The following is a 20663-nucleotide window of genomic DNA, read 5'->3' on the forward strand; positions in this document are numbered from 1 at the left end:
AACTCCCCGCAAATATCTGACATTGCAAGAAAGACCCGTTCGGGCGATGGTGCATGCTGCGGTGCAGCGCGTTCCACCCGGGCGCCCGGTCGCAGTTTCATTCCCCGTCGCGCGATGCGACCTGGTTCCCGTGCGCCCCCGGGGGCATGCGGGCAAGCGAACTATTGTACATGAAGGCCGCCGCCATGAACGCCCACCAATCGCTCGCGATCGGACAGAGGATCGATACGCGCGAAGCGATTTCACCTGCCGCGACCGCGCCGGACGCGATGGTCCGTTTCGAAGGCATTTCGAAGACCTATCCGGCCTATCGCGGCAAGCCCGGCGTCAACGCCCTGCAGGACATCGACTTCGCGATCCCGCGCGGCTCCATCACCGGCGTGATCGGCCGCTCCGGCGCCGGCAAGTCGAGCCTGGTCCGGCTGATCAACGGGCTGGAGAAGCCGACCACGGGACGCGTGATCGTCGATAGCAGGGATATCTCGGCGCTGGCGGGCCGCGAGCTGCGGCTGGCGCAGCGCTCGATCGGCATGATCTTCCAGCATTTCAACCTGCTGTCGTCGCGCACCGCGGCCGACAACATCGCGCTGCCGCTCGAGATCGCCGGCTGGGCCAGGGCCGACATCAAGGCCCGCGTCGCCGAGCTGCTCGCTCTCGTCGGCATCGCCGACAAGCACGACCGCTATCCGTCGGAGCTGTCCGGCGGCCAGAAGCAGCGCGTCGGCATTGCGCGGGCGCTGGCGACGCGGCCGAGCGTGCTGCTGTCGGACGAGGCGACGTCCGCGCTCGATCCGCAGACCACGCGCGCGATCCTCGACCTGCTCGCCAACATCAACCGTGAGCTCGGGGTGACCATCGTGCTGATCACCCACGAGATGTCCGTGGTGCGCCAGCTCGCCAGGGAGGTCGTGGTGCTCGACGCCGGCCACGTCGTCGAGAGCGGCCATGTCGCCGACATCTTCACCCATCCCAAACATCCGATCACGCAATCCTTCCTGGCCGAGGTGATCGGCGACAGCCTGCCGGTGTCGCTGGCGAGCCGGATCGTGCCGGTGCCGCCTGCCGGCGGGCAGGCCGTGATCCGCGTCCAGGTGCGCGGGGCAGGGGCCGGCGACACGCTGGTGGCACGGCTCGCGCGCGAGCTCGGCCTCGACCTTGCGCTGCTTGCGGCCCGCATCGACGAGATCGGCGGCCAGCATGTGGGCTCGCTCACCCTCGGTATCCCTCTCGGCATTTCCAGCGGCGAAGACGCGGTGACGCGGACGCTCGCCTGGCTGTCTCAATATCAATTCCCGGCGGAGCGTCTCGGCTATGTCGCCTGAACTCATCAACCTCATCGTCCAGGCCACCTTCGAAAGCCTGTACATGGTCGGCATCGCGGCGCTGCTCGGCACCGCCTTCGGCCTGCCGCTCGGCGTGTTCCTGGCGACCAGCCGGAAAGGGGAGCTGTTCGCGGCCCCCGTCGTCAATCGGGTGCTCGGCATGGTCGTCAACGCGACGCGCTCCACGCCCTTCATCATCCTGGTCGTGGCCATCATCCCGTTCACGCGCCTCGTGGCCGGTACATCGATCGGCTCGACCGCGGCAATCGTGCCGCTGACCATCGCGTCGACGCCGTTCATCGCGCGTCTCGTCGAAGCTGCGATCCGCGAGGTCGATGGCGGCCTGATCGAGACCGCGTCCTCGTTCGGGGCTTCGCCGATGCAGATCGTATTCAAGGTGCTGATCCCCGAGGCATTGCCCGGCCTGTTGCTGGCGCTGACGCTCGCGGTGGTGAGCCTGCTCGGCTACTCCGCCATGGTCGGCGCCGTCGGCGGCGGGGGCTTGGGGGATCTCGGCATCCGCTACGGCTACCAGCGCTTCATGCCGGAGATGATGCTGGCCGTCGTCGTCGTGCTGATCGCGCTGGTGCAGCTCGTCCAGAGCGCCGGCGACTATCTGGCGCGCCGGGTCAACCGCCGGCTGCGGCATCGCTGACATAAACGTTTACACATCGGAGACTCGCACCCCTCGCGGCTGCAGCCAGCGAGTGATGTCGCCTTCGGCGGCGCGAATTCACTCCGCTGCCAGTTCGACGTCGCTCGCGCGCGCCTCGCCGGGCGGCGATCCGATCGACGCCGGGCCGGCAACCAGGCTGTCGAGGTCGACCAGCAGCAGATCGGCAATGTGGGTGAGCTGATGCAGGGGGATGCTCAGCTCCCCGCTCTCGGCACGCGACACGAACTCGGGCGAGACGCCGAGATGGTTCGCGATCTGGCTCTCGGTATAGCCGCGTGCCTCGCGCGCGCCTCTGACCTGCGCGCCAATATGCTGCCGGTGCAGAGCCTGCTCTGCTTCGGTCATCATGAGGGCCTGTTCGTCCAGGCTCGCAACACCATCCGCGAACGCGACGCCGAGCAGTCTTCGCTTCTGCCATGCCACACGACAGGGCTTTCGCAGCCCGTCGGCAAAGATCAGCGTGGCCTGTTTCGGAAACGACAGCGACCAGTCGAGCTTCAGTCTTGCGCCCGTGCCTGACACGTCCGAGATCGTGCAGGGGATGCTGACGATGCCCCTGGCGCCGTCAAACTCGATGATCCCCGTCCTCGCCGTGGATTGCCTGGTCGCCGCGCGCAATTCGCTCATGGACGTCGAACTCCGGATGCCCAGCACGCGCCGGCACAGAACGTTGCGGTGCGTTCAGCAAAATGAATGAAGTATCCCGCAGCTGAATTTACCTCCGGGGTTCCTCAGGCTCAATCGAGCCTGACGGGCATGGTAAAGGATTCGTTCTCCGCGCTTCCTTTCGATGTCGCCGGATGTCCTGTCCGGTCGATCGATCGTGTTCGTCTAGAAGGATTCCAGATCCGGAGCACGTGCACGTTGGATCGCGCATGGGCGCATTCGCCGCAGTTGCTGCGCACCGCTCTGGAGAAATTCTAACGCTGTTCCTATCGCACTCCGAAATCGCCTGCGTTAGGGCGGGGCATCAAGAACGATACCGGCAAAGCCGGCAGTGCGTGGGGCCTCGCAAGACGTGACCAACTTCCAACTTCATTCGCGTTCCGACACGCGTCTTCGACAGCTTCGAGTGCTCTTCTTCGGCGCCGTCAGCACATTTTCTCTCGTCGTCCCCTTCGGTGCCGTGCAGGCGCAGACGCAAATTCCCGCGGTCTCCGTTGAAGCGCCGGCTCAGCGCGCCCGTCCCGCGGCGGTTGCTCCGTCGCGACGGTCGGCAACGACGCGCAGCTCCCGCACCAATCGGCGCGCTCCCGCGCAGCAAGCTGCGCCAACCCAGTCGGCTTCGAACGGCGCCACCGGTGAACGCGCCAATGGTCCGGTGCGCGGGTTCGTCGCCACGCGAAGCGGCACCGCCACCAAGACCGATACGCCGCTGATCGAAACGCCGCAGTCGGTGTCCGTCGTCACCACCGACCAGGTCAGAAACCAGGGCGCGGTCTCGATCGGCGAAGCGTTGCGCTACACCGCGGGCGTCAGCGGCGACGTCAATGGCGGCTCGGACACCCGCTTCGGCGCCCTCCAGATCCGCGGCTTCGACACGACCATGTCGGGCCTCTACGTCGACGGCCTGCGGATCCCCTCCAGCAACTACGTGCATTTCAACGGGCTCGATCCCTACGGCGCCGAGCGCCTCGAGGTCCTCAAGGGGCCGTCCTCGGCGATGTATGGCGGCAGCGGCACCGGCGGCATCCTCAACTACGTGACCAAGCTGCCGACCGCGCAGCAGTTCGGCGAGGTCTCGGTCTCCGGCGGCAGCTTCAACCGCTATCAGGGCCAGTTCGACATGGGTGGCCCCGCCAACAAGGAAGGCACCGTGCTGTGGCGCCTCACCGGGGTGGTGCGCGACGGCGAGACCCAGGTCGACTTCACCAAGGACAATCGCGTCTTCATCGCGCCGGCCGTCACCTTCAAGCCGAACGAGGACACGACGATCACGATCCTCGCCAACTACCAGAGGGACCGGGCAGGGTGGGGCCTTCAGTTCCTGCCGGCCTCGGGCACCGTGTGGCCGAACAACGGCCGCACCATCCCGGTCTCGTTCTTCGCGGGCGTGCCGAGCTTCAACGCGTTCAACACTGAGATCGCAACCGCCGGCTACCAGCTCTCGCACGATTTCACCGACAACATCACGTTCCGGCAGAACCTGCGCTACGCCTATCAGCACAACGAGGAAAAGACCTTCTACGGCACGGGATATACCGACGAGGCGGCAGGGCAGCTGGGGCGTTTCGGCAGCTACAGCAACTCCTACATCAACTCCTTCGCGGTGGATAACCAGCTCCAGGGCAAGTTCACCACCGGCATCCTCAGCCATACCACGCTGGTCGGGCTCGATTATCGCAACACCACGTTCCGCGACACCGCCTTTGCCGTCTCGACGTCGGCGCCGGAGATCAACGTCTTCAACCCGGTCTACAGCTATGACTGGACCATCGGCGACATGTACGACAACAAAGGCGTCAAGCAGTCGCAGCTCGGCCTCTATGCGCAGGACCAGATCAAGCTCGGCCGGCTGTCGTTCCAGCTCGGCGGCCGCCAGGATTTCGTGACGACGCAGCTCGACACCAATCTCTCGACCACCAATACGTCGGTCTCGAAGGATGCCTCGGCCTTCACCGGCCGCGCCGCCGTGATGTACAATTTCGACAACGGCATCGCGCCGTATTTCAGCTATTCCGAGTCGTTTCTGCCCGTGCTCGCGACCGGTCCGTCCGGACAGATGCTCAATCCCGAAACCGGGGTCCAGTACGAGGTCGGCGTCAAATACCAGCCGCTCGGATGGAATGCGCTGTTCACCTTCGCCGCCTTCGACCTGACGCGCGACAACGTCGTCACCTTTGTGCCTGGGGCCACCTTTGCCGAACAGACCGGTCAGGTGAAATCGCGCGGCGTCGAGCTCGAAGGCACGATGTCACTCGCCGACGGCTGGAACCTGCGCGCCGCCTATGCCTATGTCGATGCCATGGTCACGCAGGATCCGGTGAATGTCGGCAAGGCGCCGGTCACCGTGCCGCTCAACCGCGCCTCGCTGTGGAGCGACCATACGCTTCAGGGCGGGCCACTCGCAGGTCTCCAGTTCGGCGGCGGCATCCGCTATGTCGGCGCGACCTGGGGCGATGATTCCAACACATTCAAGGTGGGAGCCTCGACCGTGCTGGATGCGCTGCTTGCCTACACCAGGGACAATTGGCGCCTGTCGCTGAACGTCACCAACCTCGCCGACACACGCTACGTCGCCGCCTGCTACGGCCTGTCGGGCTGCATGTATGCCGAGGGACGCAAGGCGATCGGCAAGCTGACGTATCGCTGGTGAGTTCAACTGACGACGGTCCGGCAACGGGGGCCGGACCTGCTTGATGAGAGGCGAACGATGAGAGCGATATTCGGTCGGTTGCATCGCTGGGCGGGACTGCTCACGGCCGGATTCCTGTTCTTCTCCGGCATCACCGGCGCGATCATCTCCTGGGATCACGAGATCGACGACGTCCTGAACAGCCATTTGTTCGACGTCACCAGCAAGGGCCCGGCCATTCCCTCGATCGAGCTCGCCAAGCTGATCGAGCAGCGCGATCCCCGTGCGCGCGTCGTCTACCTCTTCATGTCGCCGGAGGAGGGCCACTCGCTGTGGTTCTTCGTCATGCCGCGGATCGATCCCGCAACCGGCAAGCGCTATCCGCTCGACTACAATCAGGTCTTCCTCGATCCCAACACGGGCGTCGAGCTGGGACGGCGCTACTGGGGCGCGGTATGGCCGGTGACGCGGGAGAACTTCGTCTCGTTCCTCTACAAGCTGCACTACACCATGCACATCCCGGAGTTCTGGGGCAGCGACCGCTGGGGCATGCGCCTGCTCGGAATCATCGCCATCATCTGGACCATCGACTGCTTCGTCGGCTTCTATCTGACGCTGCCGTCACGGCGCGGCGCGAAGGCCGCGCGGGCGCCGCAGGTCACGCGCCAGCTCGAACGCGGCTTCTGGGCGCGCTGGGCGCCGGCCTGGACCATCAAGACGTCGGGCAGCGCCTACCGGATCAATTTCGACATCCACCGCGCCTTCAGCCTGTGGACCTGGGGGCTGTTGTTCGTCATCGCCTTCACGGCGTTCTCGCTGAACCTCTATTTCGAGGTGTTCTCGCCGCTGATGAAGATGGTGTCGAACTATACGCCGACGCCGTATGAGCAGCGGCCGTACCGCGATCTCGACAATCCGATCGAGCCCAAGGTGACATTTGCCGACATCGCCGCGCGCGCGGCGGCCGACGGCAAGGGGCGAGGGTGGTCCACCCCGGTCGGCGCGCTAAGCTACGGCCCCGCCCATGGCGTCTATGCCGCCGCCTTCTTCCATCCCGGCGACGATCACGGCGCCGGCGGCGTCGGCCCGGCGCAGCTCTATTACGACAGCGAGGACGGCCATCCGCTCGGCGAGCGGCTGCCATGGGTCGGCACCGCCGCCGATATCTTCGTGCAGGCGCAGTTTCCGCTGCATTCGGGACGGATTGTCGGGCTGTTCGGCCGCATCCTGATCTCGATCATGGGGCTGGTGGTGGCCGCGCTTTCGGTGACCGGCGTCGTGATCTGGTGGCGCAAGCGCCGCGCCCGCGTCCGCGTACGTGAGATGGCCGCGATGCGCCTGAACCGGCAGCTCACGCCGGCGGAGTAGGGCACGCCCCTCGCCGATGAACCTACCCGCCCGGCGCCGGCACAAAGACTGGAGATCGCTCCAGTCTGCGGACATTGAATGAGATTGCCTGCCTTGCTCTGTCTGCTCGTCCTCTCGACGACCGCCCACGCGGCCGCGCCCGAGCAGCGCTATCTCGACCTGCGCGATCGCTACATTGCAAAGTTCTCCAAGGCGCCGGAGAACGACGAGACCTCCAGGCAGCACGATGCGGCGCTCAAGGAGCTGACGGGCGTGCTGCGCGAACTGGTGGGACCGGTCGCGATCAAAGGGCTGCCCGCAGAGGGCAAGTCGAACGCCGATACGCTCTTCAAGGGCGACTCCGGCTTCGGCCATCTCGACGGGCTCGGCTTCGCCTCCGAGGGCGACAAGATGCAAGCCGTGGCGACCACGACCGCGCTACTCAAGCACTGGCTGCGCGAGCACAGCGAGGACGGCATGCCGCAGGAGATCAACGCGGCATTCAGGTCGGACCGCTTCTACTATTATGCGATCCAGGACTCCGCCTTCGCCAAATATGCCGAGTTGCCGATCACCAAGCCTGCGGCGGCGAGCGCCGCGGTCGCCGTTCTCGGCGTGCGCGGCAATGGTGATCTGAAGGGGTCGCCGCGTGAGATCGACGTCGTCGCGATCCGGGGCGAGAAGGTCTACTTCCTCGCCGTAACCGACGCCGTCAAGACGGCCGAGATCCCGGCTTGCGAGAAGGTCTGGAAGCAGATGATGGCCAGGAAAACCCCGCAGGACAGCATGGCCAAGGAAGACCAGGCGATGGACGCCTACACGAAATGCTTCGCCAAGGAAGCGCCAAGCCAGAGCTGGTTCGCTGCGGCCGTCAGGAAGGCGCAGGGCCAGCTCGAGTTGCTGCCGCTGCGCTAGAGCGCGCTGCTGCCAAGATTCCACCCACGGCATCTTCAACCGCTGATCGTTCCCCCGCGCGAAAATCTTGCGGTTCGGTCGACGAGAAAGACGACAAGGTCCGTGTCCTCACTCGCTTCCACCTTCGGCGAGGCGCCGTCGCCGGCGAACAGCAGCGCGGTATGCCTCCCGGCCTTGTGCTCGCCTGCGACGATGTTGCCCCGGAAGACGTAAAGCCAGCGATCGAAACTCGGCTTCGACGGAAGATCGATGCTTCGACCCGCTGGCAAGTACGCGTCGTAGAGGTAGACGGCCTGCCGCACGAAGGTCGGCGCATCGGCTCCCAAAGGTCCCGTCAGCAGCCGCCATTGATCGTTTCGCCTGGCCTCGTCCAACGCGACGAACTGAACGTTGGGCTCCAAATCCGCTGCTTCGGGCCGAACGAAGATCTGGAGCATTTCGATCTGATCGTCGCCGAGGACTTTCTCTTCGTGGTGAAAGCCGCGGCCTGCGTTCATCACCATCAGCCGGTCGGATGAAATGACTTCGCTTCGGCCGGCAGAATCGGTGTGCTGCATCCGTCCGGTCCGCATGTAGCTGATGATCTCGTCGTTGCGGTGTTCGTGCATCCTGACGACGAGACCGGGTTGAAGCCGGGCGTGGTCGATGACCCCGAGCCCGCCGAAGCCCGCATCGTCCCGTTGGTCCAGAGAGATGCCTGGATGGATCCGGCGCAACTGGAATGGCCCGTGTGATCTGACCTGATGGGTCTTCGGCGACACGATGCCGATCCCCTTGATGGGCGCTGCGACAGACATGTTGTTACTCCTTGGCCCCGGCGGCTTAGGTCGATCTTGGGATCGATTACGACTGGATCGGCGGCAACACGTCGGTGAACAGGAGTTGGATGAGCTTCTGCCCGTTCGGCGTACCCCAGTTCTGGGCCAGTTCTGCGATCATGGTGTTGGTCGCCGTCAGGACAACGCCGGCATCCTGCATGCGGCGGCGCGACATATCCTCCGAGAGTTCGAACGGCGATCCCGAGGCGTCCATGACGGCCTGCACCTTGTAACCTTCCGCCACCGCGTCGATCGCCGGGAAGACGAGACAGACGTCGGTCGTGACACCGGCCATGATCAGGTTCTTGCGGCCCGTCGCTTCCACGGCGGCCTTGAAGTTGGCGTCGGTCCAGGCGTTGACGATGCCTTCGCGCTTGACCCGCTTGTCAAATGCGTCGGGAAGAATGTCCTTCAGTTCCGGCAGCAACGGACCCTGCAGGCGATCTTCCTGGCTCGATGTCAGGACGGTGGGGATGCCGAGAATGCTCGCGGTCTTCGCCAGCGCCAGCGACATGCGCCGGACGCGCTCGACATCGATGTTCTTGATCAGTTGCATGGTGCCGATCTGGTGGTCGATCAGCAGAAGCGTGGAATCTTGAGGTGTGAAATAGCTGGACATGGCGGCTCCCTCGGTCAGACGAGCGGTATCGCTCGCCGATGAACCTACAAATGGAACGAACCTCGCGGCAGACTTGAAAAATGCCCACCTCATGTTTCATAAATGGAACATGAGCGTCTTTTCCGATTTCGACGGCCTCGCGCTTTTCACCCGCATTGTCGAAGCGGGCGGGCTGGCGGCGGCCGAGCGTGCAACGGGCATTCCCAAGGCCACCTTGTCACGGCGGCTGTCCGCCCTGGAGAAGACCCTCAACGTCCGACTGGTACGACGGACGAAGAGGGGCGTCGCGCTGACCGAAGAGGGGCAGCGGCTCTTCGACCGCACCCGGCTCGCGCTCAACCTTGCCGAAGAGGCCGTCGCTGAGGTTCAGGATGAGCGGGTTGCCCTGTCGGGCACCGTTCGATTGTCGTTGCCGCCGGACATCGCGACAGCGGTTCTGGCGCCAGCGTTGATCCGCTTCAAGGTCAGGCACCCCGACGTGATGATCGAGATGACCTTGGCCGATCGCAGGGTGTCATTGATCGAGGAAGGATACGACCTGGTGGTGCGGATGGGGCCGGTCGCCGACTCCGGGCTGATGTTCAAGAAGCTCGCCTCTCTGCCACGCGTGCTGGTCGCGAGTCCGGGTTTCCTTGCGGCACGGAGGGCGTTGACAGTGCCGCACGACCTGAATGAGATCCCTGCGCTCGCGATCCGTCGCGACCTGGTGGAGTGGGATTTACGAAATCATGACGGCGCTGCTGTCACCGTGAATCCACCGATTGGCTACGCGGCAAACCGACAAACGATATTGGTCGACGCCGCGATCGCGGGTCTCGGTGTCGCGAACCTTCCCTTGTTCTTGGTGGAAGCGGCGCTGAATTCCGGGGCGCTCGTCCGCGTCATGACCGGATGGGAGCCGTCTCCGGTGGAGATGACTGCGCTGTGGCAGAAGGACAGGTTCAGCGGCCGCCTGACGAAGGCGATCGTGGCCGAGTTTGCTGAAGCGTTGAAGAGTGTCTGAGGTTGGCCGGCCGGAGCAGAAGACCGGCCTGACGTCGATAGACATAGGAAGCGCGATCTGCACTGCCTTTCTCGCATCTTCGATCGAAATTTTCGAGCGCTCTACCTCGTCGAGCGGCTTTCCGAACGCCTCGGCACGTAGCCGCGACGCGCGATCAGGCGCGCGCTCGATGGCACGCTGATTGGGAAGGGTCAGTGACAGAGACTGCCGCGCCCAAACAGCGTCATTCGTGCCCTCAGTACGGGGAGTAGTATTGGCGGCGATAGGGATAGGGGTCGCCGTAGTACCCTGGCGCAGAGTACCGTGGCTCGTAGTACTCGGGCCCGTAATAGCTGGACCCGTAGGCCCCATAGGCGGCGGCTCCAGCCGCGGCGCCCAAGATGCCAAGGCCGATTGCGGCCCCCGGAGCGCGGTAGTAGCCGCGACCGCGGTAGTGGCGTCGGTAGTAGACCTCTGTCACTCCGGACGAAGAAACCGCTTGCTTCAGGAGACTCGTACTCGGCGAGATCGGAGCTGCCCCCGAGGGGAGCACTGAGCCGAAAAGCGCCGCGCCGAAGAGCGAGACGGCAACCACGCATTTCATTGTCTGCTGGTTCATGATCGTATCCTCTCGAATTTGGAGCATCTCAAGCGGCAAGTCACTCTTGAGGGGCGCTGGTGGCGGCGGATTTGAGGATTCGTGGTTCTAGCGAACTCACAGACCCGCCTCCGTACTCACGCTCCGACTTAGCCGATTACTTGGCCCAAGTTACTTGGCTCAAGTTTACTTGGCGCAAGTTTACTTGGCGCAAGTCTTGTCCGCCTTCAAAGCCGCTTCTGCCGAAGCCTTTGTCGTGTGAGCGGTGCCGACAACCTTCATGCTGCCGCCGGCAGGCTGGCTCTCGACGATCTGACACTTCATGGTCGCGGTATCCTGAGCCAGGTAGAACGAGGAGGGCGATTGGCCAACGGTCTTGCCCGTCTCAGCTGCGACTGACGGAGAAGCGAATGCGAGAACGGCGACTGCCGCTAATAGAATTCTTTTCATAGTATCCACCAATTGTTACGCGTCCGGATTCGGACAAAGAATGAACAGGGCGGGCCGACAAGGGTTCCTGCGATCGCCGATTTGTTTTTTTTGCGCGTGGACTGATGGAGCGAAAAGCGATGCGCTCGGGCGGAAGCCGTGCGCAAAAATACACGCAGAGTGCCTCAGCGGGCTTGCGACGCAGTCAGATCAAGGCGCACTCCCACCGAGATTCCACCCGCGGCCGCCTTCGCCGAATATCTCGTAGCCGCTCGCCGTCACCGCGACCGTGTCCTCGAGCTTGATGAAGCCGCGCCTGGGATGCTTCATCGTGGTCTCGATCGACACCACCATGCCGGGCTCGAGCGGCAGCCGCGCGTCCGTGTCGTCGTAGGGAACCGGACCCTTGGCGGTCAGGCGAGGGGCCTCGTGGCTGACGAGGCCCATGCCGTGGGCCAGGAAATCCGTGCAGTCGCGCTGCGTGATCTGGGCGAGCTGCCGCTCGGCCGCGACATAGATGGCGCCGCCCATGGCGCCCGGACGGACTGCGGCGAAAGCGGCGCGCTGCACCGCCTCGATCTCGGCCAGGCAGTCCTTCAGCTCGGCATCCGGATCGCCTAGCACGGCCATGCGGGCGAGGTCGCCGATATAGCCGTGATAATTGCCACCGGAGTCGAGCGACAGCACCTCGCCTTGCTCCCAGCGCTGCCCCGACGGCGCCCGGTTGTGGCTGTTGCCGCAGGCCAGCAGGCAGTATTCGAAGGTGAGCCCGCGGTTGACCTCGGCGACGCGCAAGCCGTCCGACAATTGCTGCTTGGTCGTGCCGGGACCGTGCCCGGCGATCACCTCCAGCATCGCGGCAATCACCAGTTCGGATGCCGTCTTCAGCTTGGCCAGCTCGCCCGCGGACTTGACCGCACGCAGACGCTCCAGCACCAGCAGCGCGTCCTTGAGCTCGGCGCCGGGCAGGGCGTCGGCAAGCGCCCGGCCCGCATCCATGGGCAGGAACGCCATCTCGACCCCGACCCGCTTCATCGGCACGCCGGCGTCCTTCAAGGCCGCGACGCCCCGCATGATCGCGTCGACCGAGCCGCTGGACTCGGTCCGGACCTGCGGCACCCAGGGCGGTGCCACGGCGCGCTGATGGGTCTCCAGGCGGTGGCCGACATAGACGGATTTTTCCGGCGCGCCCTTGGGATAGACCAGGACCGGCAGATAGCGGCTGACGCCCATGGCATCCATGTAGTCGAAGAAGATCGCGCGCTCGGCCCCGAGCAGGTACTGGACATTGTGCTTGGAGGTCGCGACCAGGACGTCGAGGCCGGCTGCTTCCATCAGGCGGTCGAGTTTGGCGGCATCGAATGGAATGGCGCGCGAGCTGTTCGCGCGAACAACGTTCTCCTGCATGACGAACCTCCCATTGTTACCGCGCGGCACTCCTTGTTGGATTGTGCTTCGTTGCATTGTGCATTGTGCTTCGCCGGCACGGCGGATCTTGGACGGCCGGCACGATTTTGACCAATGCCGAAATGATATGGCGCCACCGCCGGGAGTGCAGGACCACGCAAGCTCGCGTGACCTTGAGTTTCCGTGCGCGGCGGCTCACCAACTCGTGGTCAAATTGCGCGCTTCATTACCGCGAAGTAACGCCGCGCGGCTTTCACTTCCGACGTCCAAGTTCTAAGTCCTCCTTCAACCGCGATACCGGCCGCGCGAAGCCGGGAACGCGGCCAGGGTTCATTGAGCGGCTATTCGTCGACCCTCGAGCCAAAAACATCCAGGAGGCGCAGGAGGCTGGGCCGCGCGGAAATTTCCGCGTGCAACGCCTTGCTGCTGATCTGGATGCCGCGTGGCCGCAAATGGTCGCCGCGGAACGAGGAGTGCTCGATGGGTATCGTTCGTTTCGCTCTGCGATTTCCCCACACGTTCTACGTGGTCGCTGCGCTGATCCTGTTCCTGGGCGCCGTCACCATATTTGCGATGCCGACCGACATCTTCCCAGATATCGACATTCCGGTCGTAACCGTGATCTGGAGTTACACCGGCCTGAGCACGCCGGAGATGGAGCAGCGTGTCACCACCTACAGCCAGTACTCGATCAGCTCGAACGTCAACGGAATCAGGAATATCGAAGCGCAGACGATGGCCGGTCTGTCGGTGCAGAAGATCTACTTCCAACCCGACGTCAACCTCGACCTCGCTATCTCGCAGATCGTCTCCGCCACCAATGCGATCCGCGCGCTGATGCCGCCCGGCATCCAGGCGCCGGTCGTCGTGCAGTTCAACGCCTCGAGCGTGCCCGTGCTCCAGATCAGCCTGAGCTCCGATACGCTCAGCGAGCAGCAGCTCTACGACTACGGTATCTATCGCATCCGTCAGCAATTGGCGCCGATCCCCGGCATTACGCTGCCGACGCCCTCGGGCGGAAAATACCGGCAGATCATGGTCGATATCGATCCCGCCAAGCTGGTCGCGAAAGGGCTGACGCCACTCGACGTCGTCAATGCGGTCAACGCCCAGAACCTGACGCTGCCGGCCGGCACCGCGAAAATGGGCGACAAGCAATATGTCGTCCGCACCAACGCGACGCCGCCTTCGATCGCGGACCTCAACGATATCCCGATCAAGGTCGTGAACGGCGCCACCATCTTCGTCAAGGACGTCGGGCAGGTTCACGATGGCTGGCTGGTGCAGCAGAACGTGGTGCGCCAGAACGGCCGTCGTTCGGTCCTGCTCAGCATCATCAAGAACGGCAACGCCTCGACCGTCAGCGTGGTCAAGGCGGTCCACAAGGCGCTCGAGGCCGCGCGCGCGGCGGCGCCTCCGGGCATGCAGATCAACGAGTTGTTCGATCAGTCGGTGTTCGTCAAGCAATCGGTGGAAGGCGTGCTGCGCGAGGGCGCCATCGCCGCCGGACTGACCGCGCTGATGATCCTCCTGTTCCTGGGATCATGGCGCTCGACGCTCGTGGTCATGATCTCGATTCCGCTGTCGATCCTCGCCTCGCTGATCGTGCTCCATTTCCTCGGCGAAACCCTCAACACCATGACGCTGGGCGGGCTGGCGCTGGCCGTGGGCATCCTCGTCGACGATTCCACCGTCACGATCGAGAACACCCATCGCCTGCTGACCGAGGAGGGGATGCCGCTGCCGCAGGCGACGCTGCACGGCGCGGCCGGCATCGCTGTTCCCACACTCGTCTCGACGCTTGCGATCAGCTGCGTCTTCACCTCCGTCGTCTTCCTGGAGGGACCGGCCAAATATCTGTTCACGCCGCTCGGCCTTGCCGTGGTTTTCGCAATGCTGGCATCCTACGGCCTGTCCAGGACATTGACGCCGATCATCATCGGCCTACTGCTCAAGGGCGAGCGCCACGATGCACCCGGCACCGCGCCGCGCGGACCGTTCGGGCGCTTTCACGCGGCGTTCGAGCGCAATTTCGAGACGATGCGCCATGCCTATTCGCGCTCGCTGACCGGATTGATCGAGCATCGCTTCATCATTCCGGCCGGAATGGCCGCCATTCTGGTCCTTGGTGTCGTGCTGTTCCCGCTGGTCGGCCGCGATTTCTTTCCGTTGATCGACGGCGGACAGATCCAGCTCCACGTGCGCGCGCCGGCAGGTAGCCGTATCGAGAACACGGAGCAAATCTTCCAGCAGGTCGAGGACAAGATCCGCGAGGTCATTCCGGACAGGGACCGTGCGCTGATCGTCGACAATATCGGCTTGCCCGCGCGCTCCTATAATCTGGCGTTCAGCGACGGCTCGACCATCGGCGTCAATGATGGCGTGATCCTGATCTCGCTGAAGGAGGGGCACCAGCCCACGGCCGACTACGTGCGCAGGCTGCGCGAGATCCTGCCGGCCGCGTTTCCGGAAGACACGTTCTACTTCCAGGCCGCAGACATCGTCACCCAGATCCTCAATTTCGGGCTGCCGGCCCAGATCGACGTGCGCACCGTCGGCTACGACAAGGCCAACAACCTGAAGGTCGCCAACGAATTGCGCCAGCGCATCGCGGCGATCCCGGGGATCGCCGACGCCCACCTTCAGCAGGAGGTGAACGCGCCGGCCTTCTACGCGGATATCGACCGCACCCGTGCGGCGCAGCTCGGCCTCAACGCCGATACGATCGCGACCAATCTCAATGTCAGCCTGAGCTCCTCAGAGCAGGTGACACCGAACTTCTGGACCGACCCGACATCCGGCATTCCCTATTATTTCGCGGTGCAGACGCCCGAGCGCCAGATCAGCTCGCTCAACGACCTCGCCAACACGCCGGTGTCGACGTCGCTGGCGTCAGCACAGAGCGATACCCCAATTCCCGGCCTGCTCGGCAACGTCACCACGTTCCGGCGCAGCACGATCCCGACCAACACCAACCAGGCCAATGTGCAGCCGGTCTACGAGGTCTATGCCAGCGTCCAGGGCCGCGATCTCGGCAGCGTGGCGAGCGAGATCAGCAAGGTCACGGCGGACCTCCAGAAGCAGCTCAAACCCGGCAACACCATTCAGGTGACTGGCCAGATCCAGAGCATGAACAGCGCTTTCATCAATCTCGGCACCGGCCTGCTGTTCGCAGCCGTGCTCGTCTATCTGCTCATGGTCGTGAACTACCAGAATTTCGGCGACCCCTTTGTCGTCATTCTGGCCTTGCCGGCAACGCTGTGCGGCATCCTGACCATGCTGTTCATCACCGGCACGACCCTCAACGTCCCATCGCTGATGGGAGCGATCATGGCGGTCGGCGTCGCCTCGGCGAATTCGATCCTGCTCGTGACCTTTGCCAGGGAGCAGCAGCTTGCAGGCAAGACCGCCTTCGAGGCTGCGATCGAGGCCGGCCATACCCGGATCCGGCCCGTGCTGATGACGGCGGCCGCGATGATCGTCGGCATGATCCCGATGGCGATCGGCGCGGCCGGCGAGGAGCAGAACGCCGCACTGGCCCGCGCCGTCATCGGCGGGCTCTTGTTTGCAACGCCGACCACGCTGCTGGTCGTGCCCTACCTGTTCGCGATGCTTCGCAAGGGCAACGACGGCAAGACACATCACGGGGTATTTGACGAGGTGCTGGAATGAACTTCAACGGACCAATCGAGCCGGAGCGCGTGACAGAGACGGACCGGGGCCGGGACGGCGCACCGCGGCGGCACGCGCGTCGTCGGGGAGGGCGCCTCGCCGGCTTCGGCCTGATCCTCGTGGCCGGCACGGCGCTGGCGTCGGGTGCATGGAGCCACTATGCGGAGCGACGCCAGGTGCTCGCGACGGCCGAGCAGGCGAGTGACTTCGTGCCGCAGGTCCGTGTCACCACCGTCGAGCCCAGCGACACGAACGAGGTCGTGAAGCTGCCGGCGACGACCTCCGCCTTCGCCAGCGCCAACATCTTCGCCCGGGCCAGCGGCTATGTCGCCACCCGCGCGGTCGATATCGGCGACCAAGTCAAGGCAGGCCAGTTGCTCGCCGAAATCGTCGCCCCCGAGCTCGATCACCAGATCGCCCAGGCCGAAGCGACGCTTGCCCAGCTCAACTGGTCGTTCCAGCAGGCCCAGGCGAACCGCGAGCTCGCCAAGGTCACCTGGGACCGCGATCGGCCGCTGGTCGACAAGGGATGGGTCACGGCGCAGCAGGGCACCATCGACGAGCAGACTCTCAAGGCCCAGGAGGCCGCGGTGTCGGTGGCCCAGGCCAATATCAGGGCGGAGGAGGCGCAGTTGCAGGTGCTTCGCCAGCAAAAGCTCTATCAGCGCGTGGTGGCCCCGTTCGATGGCGTCATCACCCAGCGCAACATCGACGTCGGCAGCCTGGTCCAGGCCGACGCGACCTCGGGCACCTTCATGTTCACGCTCCAGCAGGGCAATGTGATCCGTACCCAGGTGTTCGTACCGCAGGACGCCGCCTTCGGCCTCAAGCCCGGCATAGCCGCGGTGGTCCATGTGCCGGAGATGCCGGACCGGACCTTTCCAGGCACCGTGACCCGCATTGCGGACGCGCTCCAGCCGGGATCGCGGACGCTGCTCACCGAGGTCGACATTCCCAATCCCGACGCTGCGCTCACGTCGGGGATCTACTGCACCGTGGAACTGCGCATCCCACGCCGGACCCCAAGCTTCCGGATCTCTGCCGACGCCGTGATCTTCAACGCCGGCGGCATGCAGGTCGCCGTGGTGGACAATGGCGTCGTGCACCTCAGGAAGATCGACGTGCTGCGCGACCTCGGCCGCGAGCTCGAGGTCGACAGCGGCGTCAAGCGTGGCGACCAGATCATCCTCAATCCATCCGTCGATCTCGCCGACGGCGCCAAGGTCCGAGCCCAACCGACAACGACCGTGTCGTAGCCCGTAAGGGCAGGATTGGCGCGAGAGGCGAGCAGCCTGGATGCCGCTATGAGCCCATGGCCACCCATATCCATGATTCGCATAAGGTATATTATGGAATATATTTATATACAATCAGATCAATTGTTTAGACGGAATTCCTGCCATCTCAGCTTCACTCGAGCGCGACTTTCGGCCCGGCCCTCGAACGTTGTCCCAGCTCTTGACGGCTACTGTGCATGGGGTTGTTTTTCGCGTTTTTGAATCCGGCTCCATGTGCCGAAAGCGATATTGCCGTGACATTGTCCGGCTGCAATAAGCGAGGCTTCGCGAGATCGCAGATGACCTTCCGACGTGACCTCCGTATAGGTCTGCATCTCAGAACAACAACAAACCTTCCGAGGAAGCAGACCCATGAGCTTTTCCCGACGCACGCTTCTTAAGGCCTCCGCCGCGACCGCGGTGCTGGGCGGCCTCGGTGCGCCCCATGTGGCCCGCGCCCAGAGCGCCGAGTTCAGCTACAAATACGCCAATAACCTGCCGGACACCCATCCGCTGAACGTGCGCGCCAAGGAGATGGCGGCGGCGATCAAGAGCGAGACCAACGGCAAGTTCGACCTCCAGATCTTCCCGAACAACCAGCTTGGCTCCGACACCGACATGCTGAGCCAGATCCGCTCCGGCGGCGTCGAGTTCTTCACGCTGTCGGGCCTGATCCTGTCGACCCTGGTGCCGGCCGCGTCCATCAACGGCATCGGCTTCGCGTTCCCGGACTACGACACGGTCTGGAAGGCCATGGACGGCGATCTCGGCGCCCATGTCCGCGGCGAGATCAAGAAGGCCGGCCTCGAGGTGATGGACAAGATCTGGGACAACGGCTTCCGCCAGACCACGTCCTCGACCAAGCCGATCACCGGTCCGGACGACCTCAAGGGCTTCAAGATCCGCGTGCCGGTGTCGCCGCTGTGGACCTCGATGTTCAAGGCGTTCGATGCGGCGCCCGCCTCGATCAATTTCAGCGAGGTCTACTCCGCGCTCCAGACCAAGATCGTCGAGGGCCAGGAGAACCCGCTGGCGATCATCTCGACCGCAAAGCTCTACGAGGTGCAGAAATACTGCTCGCTGACCAACCACATGTGGGACGGCTTCTGGTTCCTGGCCAATCGCCGCGCCTGGAGCGCGCTGCCGGAGGATGTGCGCACCATCGTCGCCAAGAACATCAATGCCGCCGCGGTCAAGGAGCGCGAGGATACCGCCAAGCTCAATGCCAACCTCCAGCAGGAGCTCGCGGCCAAGGGCCTGACCTTCAACCAGCCAACGGTCGCGCCGTTCCGCGACAAGCTGCGGACCGCCGGCTTTTATGCCGAGTGGAAAGGCAAATATGGCGATCAGGCCTGGGACCTCCTGGAGAAGGCCGTCGGCAAGCTCTCGTAACGCGTTGGGGCCGTCATGGCTCATATCGAGGTTGAGGTGACCGAAGTGGCGGGCGAGGCGGCTGTTCAGTCCCCTCGCCGATCCTCACTGCTGGCTTCGCTCGAACGCGTCCTCGGCCTTGCCGTCGAAATCCCGGCTGCGACCCTGGTGGTCGCCGAGATCGTGATCCTGTTTGCCGGCGTGGTCGCGCGCTACGGCCTGCACCGGCCGCTGATCTGGTCGGATGAACTCGCCTCGATCCTGTTCCTGTGGCTGGCCATGCTGGGCGCGGCGGTCGCATTCCGCCGCTCCGAGCACATGCGCATGACCGCGGTCGTCGCGAGTGCCAAGCCTGCCATGCGGGCCTATCTCGACCTGGTCGCGACCGCTGCGGCGCTGGCGTTCCTGGCGCTGATCGTCTGGCCATCCGCCGATTACGCCTACGAGGAAAGCTTCATCACCACGCCGGCGCTCCAGATCTCGAACATGTGGCGCGCCGCGGCCTTGCCGGCCGGCATCTGCCTGATGGCGGTCTTCGCGCTGCTGCGACTGCTGCGCGCCGCCGATTACCGCATGGTGCTGACGGCGGTGATAACAGTTGCCGTCATCGTCGGTCTATTCTGGCTGGCGCAGCCTTATCTGCGGCCGCTCGGCAACCTCAACCTCGTCATCTTCTTCGTCGGCGTCGCCGGCTTCTGCGTCTTTGCCGGCGTTCCCATTGCGTTCGGCTTCGGCCTTGCGATCTTCGGCTATCTGGCGCTGACCACGCGCACGCCGGTCATGGTGCTGATTGGACGGATGGACGAGGGCATGAGCCATCTCATCCTGCTCTCGGTGCCGCTGTTCGTGTTCCTGGGGCTGCTCATCGAGATGACCGGCATGGCGCGGGCCATGGTGGCGTTCCTGGCGAGCCTGCTCGGGCATGTCCGCGGCGGCCTGCATTACGTGCTGGTCGGCGCCATGTACCTGGTCTCCGGCATTTCGGGCGCCAAGGCCGCGGACATGGCTGCGGTTGCGCCCGTGCTGTTCCCGGAAATGAAACAGCGCGGCGCCCGCCCCGGCGACCTCGTTGCGCTTCTTGCGGCGACGGGGGCCCAGACCGAGACCATTCCGCCGAGCCTCGTGCTGATCACGATCGGCTCGGTCACCGGCGTCTCGATCGCGGCGCTGTTTACCGGCGGCCTGCTGCCCGGCGTCGTGCTCGCCGTCACGCTCTGCATGCTGGTGTGGTGGCGCTACCGCCATGAGGACATGAGCCATGTCCGCCGCGCCACGGGCAGCGAGATCGGCAAGACCTTCGTCGTCGCCCTGCCCGCGCTCGCGCTGCCCTTCGTGATCCGCTACGCCGTGGTCGAGGGCATCGCCACGGCCACCGAAGTCTCCACCATCGGCATCGTCTATGGCGCCCTGGTCGGCCTGCTGGTCTATCGCCGCTTCGACTGGCGGCGGCTGTTTCCGATGCTGGTCGAGACCGCGGCGCTGTCGGGCGCCATCCTCCTGATCATCGGCACCGCCACCGGCATGGCCTGGGGCCTGACCCAATCCGGCTTCTCGCGCTCGCTGGCGGCGGCCATGACGGGATTGCCGGGCGGCTCGGCGACCTTCATCGCCGTGTCCATCCTGGCCTTCACCATCCTCGGCAGCGTGCTGGAGGGCATCCCGGCGATCGTGCTGTTCGGGCCGCTGCTGTTTCCGATTGCCCGCGCCGTCGGCGTGCACGAGGTGCACTATGCGATGGTGATCATTCTGGCCATGGGTATCGGGCTATTCGCCCCGCCCTTCGGCGTCGGCTATTATGCCGCCTGCGCCATCGGACGCGTCGACCCGGCCGAAGGCATCAGGCCGATCTGGGGCTATCTGCTGGCGCTGCTGGTGGGATTGATCATCGTCGCGATCTTCCCGTGGATTTCGATCGGATTTCTTTGACGCGGTTTA

General features: G+C 64.5%; 15 protein-coding genes. 10 read left to right on the forward strand and 5 right to left on the reverse strand.

Annotation, left to right across the window (positions count from 1 at the left end):
* The first annotated feature begins 185 nt into the window (after window positions 1–185).
* Complete coding sequence (locus tag A3M7_RS0104100) at window positions 186–1322, forward strand: methionine ABC transporter ATP-binding protein (protein WP_049823210.1); 1137 nt, start codon at window positions 186–188, stop codon at window positions 1320–1322.
* Window positions 1312–1977, forward strand: coding sequence for a methionine ABC transporter permease (locus A3M7_RS0104105; protein ID WP_027542781.1), 666 nt, complete (start codon window positions 1312–1314; stop codon window positions 1975–1977). The genes A3M7_RS0104100 and A3M7_RS0104105 overlap by 11 nt, the downstream gene beginning before the upstream one ends.
* A gap of 78 nt (window positions 1978–2055) precedes the next feature.
* Here A3M7_RS0104105 and A3M7_RS0104110 read toward each other — a convergent pair whose 3' ends face one another.
* Window positions 2056–2625 (reverse strand): helix-turn-helix domain-containing protein, encoded by a 570-nt coding sequence (locus A3M7_RS0104110; protein WP_049823194.1) that lies wholly within the window; start codon window positions 2623–2625, stop codon window positions 2056–2058.
* A gap of 694 nt (window positions 2626–3319) precedes the next feature.
* Here A3M7_RS0104110 and A3M7_RS0104115 point away from each other — a divergent pair.
* The 3 genes from A3M7_RS0104115 to A3M7_RS0104125 all read left to right on the forward strand — a co-directional run bounded on the left by A3M7_RS0104115 (window position 3320) and on the right by A3M7_RS0104125 (window position 7555).
* A complete protein-coding gene (locus A3M7_RS0104115) occupies window positions 3320–5314 on the forward strand; it encodes a TonB-dependent siderophore receptor (RefSeq protein WP_027542783.1) in 1995 nt (664 codons plus the stop codon).
* A 57-nt stretch (window positions 5315–5371) separates the two neighbouring features.
* Window positions 5372–6661 (forward strand): siderophore utilization protein FsrB, encoded by a 1290-nt coding sequence (gene fsrB, locus A3M7_RS0104120; RefSeq protein ID WP_027542784.1) that lies wholly within the window; start codon window positions 5372–5374, stop codon window positions 6659–6661.
* A 78-nt stretch (window positions 6662–6739) separates the two neighbouring features.
* Window positions 6740–7555 carry a hypothetical protein gene (locus A3M7_RS0104125; RefSeq protein WP_027542785.1) on the forward strand — a complete coding sequence of 272 codons (816 nt, stop codon included), beginning with the start codon at window positions 6740–6742 and terminating at the stop codon, window positions 7553–7555.
* Between the two features lie 35 nt (window positions 7556–7590).
* Here A3M7_RS0104125 and A3M7_RS0104130 read toward each other — a convergent pair whose 3' ends face one another.
* Complete coding sequence (locus tag A3M7_RS0104130; protein ID WP_049823195.1) at window positions 7591–8352, reverse strand: pirin family protein; 762 nt, start codon at window positions 8350–8352, stop codon at window positions 7591–7593.
* Window positions 8353–8398: 46 nt separating this feature from the next.
* Window positions 8399–8992 (reverse strand): isochorismatase family protein, encoded by a 594-nt coding sequence (locus A3M7_RS0104135; RefSeq protein ID WP_027542787.1) that lies wholly within the window; start codon window positions 8990–8992, stop codon window positions 8399–8401.
* Here A3M7_RS0104135 and A3M7_RS0104140 point away from each other — a divergent pair.
* On the forward strand, window positions 8991–9995 hold the full coding sequence (locus A3M7_RS0104140) for a LysR family transcriptional regulator (RefSeq protein ID WP_245284193.1): 1005 nt from the start codon (window positions 8991–8993) through the stop codon (window positions 9993–9995). The genes A3M7_RS0104135 and A3M7_RS0104140 overlap by 2 nt on opposite strands.
* A gap of 778 nt (window positions 9996–10773) precedes the next feature.
* Here A3M7_RS0104140 and A3M7_RS51005 read toward each other — a convergent pair.
* Window positions 10774–10896: a hypothetical protein gene (locus A3M7_RS51005; protein ID WP_256374847.1), complete on the reverse strand. Its 123-nt coding sequence runs from the start codon at window positions 10894–10896 to the stop codon at window positions 10774–10776.
* A 315-nt stretch (window positions 10897–11211) separates the two neighbouring features.
* Window positions 11212–12408 carry a Xaa-Pro peptidase family protein gene (locus A3M7_RS0104155; RefSeq protein ID WP_027542791.1) on the reverse strand — a complete coding sequence of 399 codons (1197 nt, stop codon included), beginning with the start codon at window positions 12406–12408 and terminating at the stop codon, window positions 11212–11214.
* A 480-nt stretch (window positions 12409–12888) separates the two neighbouring features.
* On the opposite strand from A3M7_RS0104155, the gene A3M7_RS0104160 reads away from it, so the two are divergent.
* From A3M7_RS0104160 to A3M7_RS0104175, 4 genes are all read left to right on the forward strand, one after another.
* Complete coding sequence (locus tag A3M7_RS0104160) at window positions 12889–16080, forward strand: efflux RND transporter permease subunit (RefSeq protein WP_027542792.1); 3192 nt, start codon at window positions 12889–12891, stop codon at window positions 16078–16080.
* The gene (locus tag A3M7_RS0104165) at window positions 16077–17336 is read left to right on the forward strand and encodes an efflux RND transporter periplasmic adaptor subunit (RefSeq protein ID WP_027542793.1); all 1260 of its coding nucleotides are present in this window, start codon (window positions 16077–16079) and stop codon (window positions 17334–17336) included. The genes A3M7_RS0104160 and A3M7_RS0104165 overlap by 4 nt, the downstream gene beginning before the upstream one ends.
* A 393-nt stretch (window positions 17337–17729) precedes the next feature.
* On the forward strand, window positions 17730–18749 hold the full coding sequence (locus A3M7_RS0104170; RefSeq protein WP_027542794.1) for a TRAP transporter substrate-binding protein: 1020 nt from the start codon (window positions 17730–17732) through the stop codon (window positions 18747–18749).
* Between the two features lie 15 nt (window positions 18750–18764).
* Window positions 18765–20654, forward strand: a complete 1890-nt coding sequence (locus A3M7_RS0104175; RefSeq protein WP_027542795.1) for a TRAP transporter large permease subunit — start codon at window positions 18765–18767, stop codon at window positions 20652–20654.
* Window positions 20655–20663 lie beyond the last annotated feature (9 nt).

The sequence above is a fragment of the Bradyrhizobium sp. WSM2254 genome (assembly GCF_000472645.1).
GTDB lineage: Bacteria > Pseudomonadota > Alphaproteobacteria > Rhizobiales > Xanthobacteraceae > Bradyrhizobium > Bradyrhizobium niftali.